General features: G+C 67.9%; 7 protein-coding genes. 2 read left to right on the top strand and 5 right to left on the bottom strand.

Annotated elements, in window-relative coordinates; genetic code table 11:
- On the top strand, positions 1 to 1,010 hold a 1,010-nt coding region (locus VFY73_RS28625; RefSeq protein WP_329724997.1), incomplete at its 5' end, for an alpha/beta hydrolase.
- A 119-nt stretch (positions 1,011 to 1,129) separates the two neighbouring features.
- The gene (locus tag VFY73_RS28620) at positions 1,130 to 2,599 is read left to right on the top strand and encodes an ABC transporter substrate-binding protein (protein WP_329724996.1); all 1,470 of its coding nucleotides are present in this window, start codon (positions 1,130 to 1,132) and stop codon (positions 2,597 to 2,599) included.
- Positions 2,600 to 2,606: 7 nt separating this feature from the next.
- Here the strand turns inward: VFY73_RS28620 and VFY73_RS28615 are convergent, their stop codons facing one another.
- The 5 genes from VFY73_RS28615 to VFY73_RS28595 all read right to left on the bottom strand — a co-directional run bounded on the left by VFY73_RS28615 (position 2,607) and on the right by VFY73_RS28595 (position 9,337).
- Positions 2,607 to 4,871, bottom strand: a complete 2,265-nt coding sequence (locus VFY73_RS28615; RefSeq protein WP_329724995.1) for a YCF48-related protein — start codon at positions 4,869 to 4,871, stop codon at positions 2,607 to 2,609.
- Positions 4,872 to 4,956: 85 nt separating this feature from the next.
- The gene (locus VFY73_RS28610) at positions 4,957 to 5,442 is read right to left on the bottom strand and encodes a thermonuclease family protein (protein WP_329724994.1); all 486 of its coding nucleotides are present in this window, start codon (positions 5,440 to 5,442) and stop codon (positions 4,957 to 4,959) included.
- Entirely contained in the window at positions 5,439 to 5,840 is a 402-nt protein-coding gene (locus tag VFY73_RS28605) for a YkvA family protein (protein WP_329724993.1), read from the bottom strand. The genes VFY73_RS28610 and VFY73_RS28605 overlap by 4 nt, the downstream gene beginning before the upstream one ends.
- Before the next feature lie 52 nt (positions 5,841 to 5,892).
- The gene (locus VFY73_RS28600; RefSeq protein WP_329724992.1) at positions 5,893 to 8,487 is read right to left on the bottom strand and encodes a ligase-associated DNA damage response DEXH box helicase; all 2,595 of its coding nucleotides are present in this window, start codon (positions 8,485 to 8,487) and stop codon (positions 5,893 to 5,895) included.
- Positions 8,480 to 9,337 carry a DUF429 domain-containing protein gene (locus VFY73_RS28595; protein ID WP_329724991.1) on the bottom strand — a complete coding sequence of 286 codons (858 nt, stop codon included), beginning with the start codon at positions 9,335 to 9,337 and terminating at the stop codon, positions 8,480 to 8,482. The genes VFY73_RS28600 and VFY73_RS28595 overlap by 8 nt, the downstream gene beginning before the upstream one ends.
- Positions 9,338 to 9,391: the final 54 nt, after the last annotated feature.

Here is a 9,391-nt window from a genome sequence, read left to right as displayed (position 1 = left end):
CAGGAATGCGCGTTGCCCCTGATGGCGAGAATGTCTTCAGCTTCTCACTTCTGCCCGCCATGCGCTCCTATTTTTCCATTTTGATTCTGTCGATGCTCGGTTTCCTGGCGTCCTGCGGTGGCGGTGGCAAGGCCAGTGAGTCGATCGAGCTGTTCCAGCGCGCCGTCTACCAGTCCGCCGAGATTCGCGGGTACAGCGACGTGACTTACTCGCGCCGGCCAAACTGGAATGGCGAGCAGTACACATCCGACCGGCGCAAGACCCAGGAGCTGGGCACCAACCAGCTGACGTTGCTGATGGACGTGTGGGTCCCGCCGAACGCCACCAGCGTCACGCCGATGCCGCTGGTGATCTTCGTCCACGGTGGCGGCTACAACCAGGGCGGCAAGGAAGACCGGGCCGAGGACGCCACCGGCTATGCACGCGCCGGCTTCGTCACTGCGTCGATCAACTACCGGTTGACGCCCAACAACACCGACAGCGCCGAGTTGCGCACCACGGCCATCGTCCAGGCCACGGACGACCTCCTGAACGCAGTGCGCTACCTGAAGGTCAACGCCAGCACCTACCACATCGACACCTCGCGCATCGCGATCGTCGGCTCCTCGGCTGGCGGCGGCCTGGCGCTTGTCGGTGCGATCGAGGGCGACCCCGATGTGCTGGATGGCACCTCGTCGGACTACCCCGGTATCTCGTCGCACGTCGCCGCCGCGGTATCGACCGGCGCCACGCTGATCGACCCCTTGTTCGATTCCGACCCGCTGCTGCACTACGATCGCAACGATGCGCCGGTGCTGCTGTTCCATGCGACTCCGCAGGACCAGACGACTGGCGCGACCTGGGACGGCAACGTGGTGCCGACCAAGCAGCGCATCGACGCATCCGGCAACACCTGCACCACGATCCAGACACCGGACGCGCCGCACGCCGTGCCCTTGGGGCTAGACAGCAAATGGTGGCCGACCGTCCGCGACTTCCTCTGGGACCAGCTGAGCCTGTCTGTCATCTGAGCCAGCGCAGGCTCGCGCGACGCGCGAGCTGCTGGCTGACAGGCGTCGCGCTGTGCCTGACGGCCCTGACCACCCCGGCCGCCAGCCTGCGCGTGGCCAGCGGGTTCGACCCGCAGACGATGGACCCACATGCGGTGGCACTGCTGTACCACTCGCGTGTCGTCTACCAGGTCTACGAATCGCTGGTCGGCCGCGACGCGGCGATGAAGCTGGAGCCGGCGCTCGCGCTGAGCTGGAGCCAGCCCAACCCAACCACCTGGCGCTTCAAGCTGCGCGCCGGTGTCAAGTTCCACGACGGCACACTCTTCACCGCTGACGACGTGGTGTTTTCGGTCGAGCGTGCGCTGGCGCCGCCGTCGCAGCGCGGCTTTCAGCTGCAAGGCGTCGCCGGTGCCCGGGCGATCGACCCGCTGACAGTCGACCTGCTGCTGTCAACGCCCGATGCCGTGCTGCCCGAGAAACTGCAGTACTGGTGCATCATGAGCCGCGCTTGGGCGCAGAAGCACGGCGTCGAGAAGGCGCAAGACTTCAACGGCAAGCAAGAGACCTTTGCCGTGCGCAACGCCAACGGCACCGGGCCGTTCCGGCTCGACCGCTACGAGCCCGATGTCAAGGTGGTGCTCAAAGCCAACCCGCAATGGTGGGGCCGCGGTGACAGGCGCAACGGCAATGTCGACGAGGTCAGCTTCGTACCGATTCGCTCGGATGCGACACGTCTGGCGGCACTGGCTTCGGGCGAGATCGATCTCGTGCTCGATCCACCGTTCCAGGATGTCGATCGGCTGAAGCGCGACAGCCGGTTCAAACTGGCGCAGACGGTGGACATTGGCCAGCAGTACCTGACCTTCGACCAAGCCAGCGACGCGCTCGAGGGCAGCGACGTGAAAGACCGCAACCCATTCAAGGACCTGCGGGTACGGCGCGCCGTCTACCACGCGCTGAACGTCGACTTGATCGTCGCCAAGGTGCTGCGCGGCCAAGGCCAGCCCACGGGGGCTTTCCTGTCGCCGCTGCTCGACGGCTCACCGCCCGAGCTGGACAAGCGCCTGCCCTACGACCCCGCGAAGGCGCGGGCGCTGCTGGCCGAAGCGGGCTACCCGAACGGTTTCTCGGTCACGCTCGACTGCGTGAACATCGCCTACCGCGAGAACGCCTGCATGGCCGCCACGGCGATGCTGACGCAGGTGGGTATCCGTGCAACGCTGCGCTCGTCGCCCACCAACCAGTTCTTCCCCAAGCTGAGCCAGGCGAACGCCAGCTTCATCGAGTTCGGCTTCACGCCCCAGCCCGACGCCTGGTCGACGCTGAACGCGCTGTTCCGCACCAAAGGCGCGGGCGGCGGCGCCGGCACCTTCAACGCCGGCCGCTACAGCAACCCCAAGCTCGACACGCTGATCGACAGCATCCGTGCCGAGCCCGACCTGACCCGCCGCCGCGCGCAGATCGGCGCCGCCCTGCGCCTGATCGGCGACGACCTGCCGTCCGTTCCGCTGTACCGCCGCACGCTGACCTGGGCCATGGCCAAGAAGGTCACCCTGGTGCAGTGGGCCAACGACACGGTCGAGTTGCGGTGGGTCAGTGTGAAGTAGTCGGGCCTCACTGCCCGCCGGTGGCCGTCGCGAGGACCATGCCGTCGTCTCCGACGACCCAGCCTGTGTAGGCGTCGAGGAAGAACGCCGCGCGCAAGTCGCCTGCGGCGCTGGTGGGCTGAACACCCCACGTCTTTCCGCCGTCGACGGTGGCCAGCACCGTGCCGTGATCACCCACGATCCAACCGTGTGACGCATCGATGAACCAGACGTCGCGAAGCGAGACGCGCGGCGGTACGAGCACGCGGCTCCACGACAGCCCGGCATCGGTCGACGTCAGGACCGCCCCGTATTCGCCGACGGCCCAAGCCGTCGACGCACCGACAAACACCACGCGGTTCAACTGCTCGAAAATACCCGTCGGCCGCAAGCTCCACGTTTCCCCGCCATCGTCGGTGCGATAGACCTCGCCGCGGTCGGTGGTGGCGACACCAACGCTGGCATCGAGGAATCGGATGGACGTCGCGGCGAACGGCACGCCCGGCAACGGCTGCCAGGTATCGCCGCCGTCGGTGCTCCGATAGAGATCCTGGTAGCCTGCACGCGCCCATCCGTGGCGAGCATCGGCGAAGTGAAAGTCGCTGACATTGAGCATGCCGCCAGTGACCACCGGCGTCCACCAGCTGGCTCCGCCATCGGTGGTCTTGCTGACACCCCAGTCGCCTGAGAGCCACCCGGTCGACGACGACACGAACTGCAGCTTCGCGTAGCTGCCCACCTCGCCGGTCAGGCTCTTGCGGGACCAATCCCGGCCGCCATTGCTGGTTTCCAGCAGCCAGCCGCCGTTGCCCACGGCGATGCCCTTGTGCTGGTCAAAGAACCAGACCGAACTGAGCGCTGTCCATTCCTCCTCGACAGATGCGCCGAACATCTGCGTCCAGGACCTGCCGCCGTCGACCGAGCGATAAACCCGCGAGTCGTAGGTCAGCCACAGCGCCCCTGCACTGACGTAAAGGCTGGTGGCCTGATATCGCTCTTGCGCCACCGACAACAGTGTCCAGTGGCTGCCGCCGTCTGTCGTGAAGTAGAAGCCACCGCCATGCCTGAACCACAGCGTCCGCGTGTCTTTCACCTGCAGCTCGTACGCAGGATCGTAGGCATCGTCCGGCACCTGGATCCTCCGCCACGAAGTGCCGGCATTGGTGCTGTGGAACAGCCCGCCGTCACCGGCTGCCCACGCCACGCTGTTGCCAACGAGCTCGAGGTACTCCACATGCTCGGGCAGGCCCACCGGAGCGACCTCTCCCCACGAAGAGCCGCCATCGTTGGTTCGGTACATGCGCTGCAACGACGACGACCATTCGTAGGTCATCAGCAGTCCGGTGCGCGCGTCGCCCATGGTGAACCGACGCAGGTATCCGGTGCCGTTGGTTTCAAACGAAGACGTCGCTTCATCCATGCCCAAGCGCGTCGACTTGCGCAGGCCGTAGTAGTCGACGTCCCACAACGTGCCGTCCTCGGTGACCTCTTCCGGGCTCACCATCGCATCGGTCCACGTTTGGCCGCCATCGTTTGTCGTTCGCGCATCGTCGTAGTCGAAGACAGCCAAGGCCTGCATTTCATCCAGGACGACCAGGCCCATGCCCGACGGTTGGCCCGAGTAACTCGTCTCGTTGGCTTGCCGGATCCAGGTGGCGCCGGCATCGGTGGTCTTGAGGGTCGCACGGTGGTCACCAATGACCCAGCCGACAGAAGCGTTCGCAAAGCGCACATACCTCAAATCGTCAGTCACATGCGAAGCCTGGGGGACCCAGGTCGTGCCACCGTCCGACGTCTTCAGGATTTGTCCCGCCTCACCCACGGCCCACCCGGTGTTGGCGTCGACGAACGCGATGTCGAGGATGCGGTTGCCGGACGGCAGCGGCCGCTGCCAGCACCACCCCTTGTCGTCGCCGCCACTGCACAGCAGATCCTTCACTACGGCCAGGTGGCGGACGGTCACATTGGAGGTGGTGCTCTTCTCCGCCCCCTCTTCGTTGTGCACGGTCAGCTTGACTTCGTAGTCGCCAGCGGCAGCGTACCGGTGGCTCGGCGCCGCTTCCGTGCTGGTGGCGCCGTCGCCGAAATCCCAGTGGAAGACCAGACCGCCCATCGGGTTCGCGACGTCGCTGCCGAACTGGACCGGGGTGTCGACATCCGCGGACGCGGCGACACTGATGTTGACGGTACCAGGCAGTTGCGTGACGGGCGTTGCAGCGTCACCACCACCACAGGCGGTCAGGAAAATACAAAGGCTGAGCAAGCCAGCCCAGCAGGCACGGGACGCGCGCATTCCTTCTCCCTCTCATGTTCTTGAAAAATCAACTCGAAATGATACGAGTCCGCGGGTGGGCGACCGGCCGCTCGACCTGAAGGAATTACTGGGGCACCTCACAAGGCCCATGCCGCAGACGGAAATCCCGCGGGCGCTCGGGCTTGGCCTGCTCGAACAGGCCACGCTGCGCACGTCGGGCCGAAGCCTCTTCGGCAGCGTAAGGGCCGGGGTCGCCGCGAAAGCCATCGCTCCAGGCATGGCCGCCTTGCACCAGGCGGGCGCCGATGTCTTGATGGTCGATCGAGATGCGCGCCAGCGTTCGGCCCCACGCGTCGCGGCCGACGCTCTCGACTTGAAGCGAGCGCTGGGCGACGAGGCGCTTGAGCGCGTCGCGGGCCTCGGTGCCGCCTGGTTGGCAGACCTCCGGGGCGTCGATGCCCTGCAACCGCAGCTTGATCGGCTTGCCACCGGTGGTGGGCTTGACCCACAGCGTGTCGCCGTCGCTGATGTACGTGGCCCGGCCCGACATCGTGGCCCACGGTGCGCTGACGAACAGCGTTAGCAGGCATGAGGCCGCAAGGCGCTTCATGCGCCGGCGAAGAAGACGCGGTAGACCGCCCATCCCGCGAGTCCCAGCAGCGCGAGCCAGAACAGCGCGATCAGCAGCGCACCCCACCACAGGCTCGGCAAACGCTCGGCGTGCAACTCTGCTTCCCGCAGACAGGCTTGCCACAACGGCGCCGGTACCAGCTTGACGACCAGTGCGACTCCAAGCGGGATCAGCACGATGTCGTCGAGCTGGCCGAGGATGGGGATGAAGTCGGGGATCAGGTCGATCGGGCTCAATGCGTAAGCCAGCACTCCCCAGGCGACCAGTTTCGCGCCGCGCGGCGTATCCCGGTGGCGGGCCAGCTTCCACAACGCGATCAGGTAGGTGGTCAGACGCGTGGCCGACGCGACACGCCAGGCTTTGCCGAACAGGCTCATGAGGCGTCCGCCCCTCGCTCGCAATGATGAGCGGCGGATTGTAGAAGGGGCATCAGGCGTTCCTCGGCGCGCTGCGCGCCCCCCGTGGCCTCGGTGGCATCGAGATGCCGGCGGGCGGCGCATCGAGCCGCTGTTCGGCCTCGGCCAGCAGGCGCGCCAACCGGTCCTTCATCTTCTCGTTGCTCAGGCGCTCGCGAAACCGCTCGACCATCAAGGGCAGGGAGAACGGGCTCGGTGCCCGCAGCTCCACCCACAGCAGGCGCCGCGCCGACAGCCCCTGCAGCACCTCGCGCAGGCGGCCCAGCTCCAGCTCCTGCGACAAGGCTTCCTGCTCTGCCTGCCCGAGCAGCCGGTTGCCAGCGTCGTACTTGCGAAACACCTCGTAGAACAGCGACGACGAGGCTTGCAGTTGGCGCATGCCTTTGTTTGCCCCTGGGTAGCCGGTGAAGATCAACCCGGCCACGCGGGCGATTTCGCGAAAGCGTCGCTGCGCCAGCTCACGCGCGTTCAAGCTGGCGAGCACGTCGTCGAGCAGATGGTCGATCGTAAAAGCCTGGTCCGCTTCGAGCGCCTCGGTGCTGATGGGCTTGGCGCCCAGCAGCTCGAAGCCGAGGTCGTTGAAGGCCAGCGAGTAGGTGTTCGGGTCGTCGCGCGCCAGCCGCCAGGCCAACAGCCCTGCCAGGCCCAAATGCACATGGCGACCGGCGAACGGATAGACGAAGAGGTGGTGGCCTTCGCGCGAGCGGTAGCGCTCGACCAGCAGCGTGCCCGGCTCCGGCAGGCGCGACAGCCGTCGCTGCGCGTCCAGCATCGGGCCGGCCGCGCGCAGCTCGGGGCTGTCCAGCACCAGGCTGCCGCCGGGGCCTGAGCCGGCACGCTCGAGCACCGTGCGCACCGCATCCGCCATCTCGGTCGAAAACGCCATGCGCGCGCCGTTCCACACCACGACGCGGCCGTTGGGTCGCGTCGCCGTCCGCACGAACGCCGTCATCTCCTTCGTGCGTACGTACTCCAGCACCCGGCCGGCGAAGACGAAGCAGTCACCGGCCGACAGCCTTGCAATGAAGCTCTCTTCGATGGTGCCCAGCGTGCCGCCGGAGACCCAGGCGACCTTCATCGCGGTGTCGCCGACGATGGTGCCGATCTGCAACTTGTGGCGCTGTGCGATGCCGCGGTCCGGCACGCGGTACCTGCCAGCCCCCGGCCGCGCGGCGTCCGCCCCCCACGGGGGCCAGGCGTCGCCTTGGAGCGGCCCGGCGCCGGCGCCCGTGCCTTCCTCTTCGGCCACCCATTGCACCCTGTGGTACTCGGGGTAGGCGTGCAGGCTCGCGCCGCCGCGTTCGACGAAGGCCAGCGCCCAGTCGAACTCGTCGCGGGTCAAGGCCTGGTAGGCCGGGGCGCGGCGCACCTCGTCGTAGAAGTCGTCGGCGGTGAAGCCACCGCCAAGCGCCACGGTGACCAGGTGCTGCACCAGCACGTCCAGCGGTTTTTCCGGCGAACGCCGCTGCTCGACGCGGCCCGCCAACGCGGCTTCGCGTGCGCCAACCGCCTCGACCAGCTCCAGCGTATTCGTGGGCACCACCGTCACGCGGCTGGGCCGGCCGGGCGCGTGGCCCGAGCGGCCGGCGCGCTGCAGCAGTCGCGCCACGCCCTTGGCCGAGCCGATCTGCAGCACCCGCTCGACAGGCAGGAAGTCCACGCCCAGGTCCAGCGACGAGGTCGCCACCACGGCCTTCAGCGTGCCGGCCTTCAGCCCGGCCTCGACCCAGTCGCGCACCGCCTTGTCGAGAGAGCCATGGTGCAATGCGATCGAGCCGGCCCAGTCCGGCCGCGCCTCCAGCAGAAGTTGGTACCAGATCTCAGCTTGCGAACGCACGTTGGTGAAGATCAGCGTCGTGCCGGTGCTGTTCTCGATTTCGCGCACCACCGCCGGCTGCATCTGCGCGCCGAGGTGGCCGCCCCAGGTGAATCGGCCGGGCTCGTCGGGCAGCAGCGTGTCGATCACCAGCGTCTTGTCGATCCGGCCCTGCACCAGGCGGCCTTGCTCGTGCCCCAGCAAGGTCGCCATCGCTTCTTGCAGGTTGCCCAGCGTGGCCGACAGTCCCCACACGACGAGGCCGGGGTTCCAGCGCTTCAGCCGTGCCAACGCCAGTTGCACCTGCACGCCACGCTTGCTGCCGATCAGCTCGTGCCATTCGTCGACGATCACCGTGCGCACCTGGCCCAGCTCGGCCTCGGCATTGGCGCGCGTCAACATCAGGCTCAGCGACTCGGGCGTCGTGACCAGCACGGTCGGCCATCGTTTGTCTTGCCGCGCGCGCTCGGCCGACGGCGTGTCGCCGCTGCGCAAGCCCAGCGTCGCGCGCGGTCGCAGTTCGGCCAGCGGGGCTTGCAGGGCGCGCGCAGTGTCCGCCGCCAACGCACGCATCGGCGTGATCCACAGCACCGACAACGGCGGCGCCGAGGTCGGCTTCGGCTCCTCGATGCGCGCGATCGCACCAAAGGCGACCGCGTAGGTCTTGCCGGCCCCGGTGGTCGCATGCAGCAACCCGCTCTCGCCGCAGGCCATCGCGGCCCAGACCTCGCGCTGGAACGCGAACGGCTGCCAGCCACGGCCGGCGAACCAGGCCCCGGCCGCGTCAGCCATCGTGCGGCAGTGCGCTGACGATCCAGCCTTCGAGCGCATCCAGCGTCGGCGGCAAGCCCCAGCCCGGCTGTCCGCTGGCCCACCCCGCCTGCAGCATGCACAGCACCGCGTCGAGCCGGTCACCACTGGCGTCGGCCACCAGCGCATCACGCTGCGCGTGGCTCAGCTTCAGGCGCATGCCGAGGCGGCTGCGGCCCTGCTCCAACGCATCGACGATGTCCTTGCGGGCGATCAGCCGCTCGGGCGTCTGCTTGGCCTTGTCGTCGCTCTTGTATGAGCGGGTGCCGATGAGTTCGCGCGCCAGCAGGCCGGGATAGGCCTCCAGTGCGACGCGGCCAGCGTCGCCCTCATGCAGGCCGGGCAGGTGAACGCCAGCCTCGATCAGCCGCGGCACGCCGGCATGCAGCATGAAGGCCACCGGCGGGTTGACCCACTTCATGCTGGGCGACGACCCCGCCGGGCCATCGCAGGCGCGGTGGGCGAACTTGGCGCCCGCCGGCCGCGCAGCGCAAAAGGCCGCAAAGGTCTCGCGGATCTCGTCGCGGCTCAGCGCCGCGTAGTGCTGCATCAGGCTGCGCCAATCCTGGGGCCAGCCAAGGTGCTCGACCAACTCGCGCGGCAGGCCGAACGGCAGGTCGAAGCCGCCAACCCATGGCCCCTGGGCGCGCAGCAAGGCCTCGAAGGCCGCGAAGCTGGCCAGCGTTTCGACCGCCTCCAGCCGCAGCACAACGCCCGACCGCCGGCCCCAAGCCGCGACGATCGGCTTGGCTGCACGCGGGGCGCTGGAGAAATCGACGCCGAGCAGTCGGGGCTCGACGCTGGCGTCGGCGGCGCGAGGTGGTGTCGACATGGTTGCCGCCGATTCTCGCTGCGGCCCCGCATACCTGCGCGGCCAGGGCCATCA

It is taken from the genome of Ideonella sp. (genome assembly GCF_036277275.1).
Taxonomy (GTDB): domain Bacteria; phylum Pseudomonadota; class Gammaproteobacteria; order Burkholderiales; family Burkholderiaceae_C; genus Ideonella.
Note: the sequence above shows the minus strand (reverse complement) of the source record. Positions and strands in the feature narration are given on the sequence as shown.

Coding starts and splice junctions, on each gene's coding strand:
- VFY73_RS28610 (WP_329724994.1), bottom strand. CDS start 5,442: ATGAAGCGCCTTGCGGCCTCATGCCTGCTAACGCTGTTCGTCAGCGCA.
- VFY73_RS28600 (WP_329724992.1), bottom strand. CDS start 8,487: ATGGCTGACGCGGCCGGGGCCTGGTTCGCCGGCCGTGGCTGGCAGCCG.
- VFY73_RS28605 (WP_329724993.1), bottom strand. CDS start 5,840: ATGAGCCTGTTCGGCAAAGCCTGGCGTGTCGCGTCGGCCACGCGTCTG.
- VFY73_RS28615 (WP_329724995.1), bottom strand. CDS start 4,871: ATGCGCGCGTCCCGTGCCTGCTGGGCTGGCTTGCTCAGCCTTTGTATT.
- VFY73_RS28595 (WP_329724991.1), bottom strand. CDS start 9,337: ATGTCGACACCACCTCGCGCCGCCGACGCCAGCGTCGAGCCCCGACTG.
- VFY73_RS28620 (WP_329724996.1), top strand. CDS start 1,130: ATGGACCCACATGCGGTGGCACTGCTGTACCACTCGCGTGTCGTCTAC.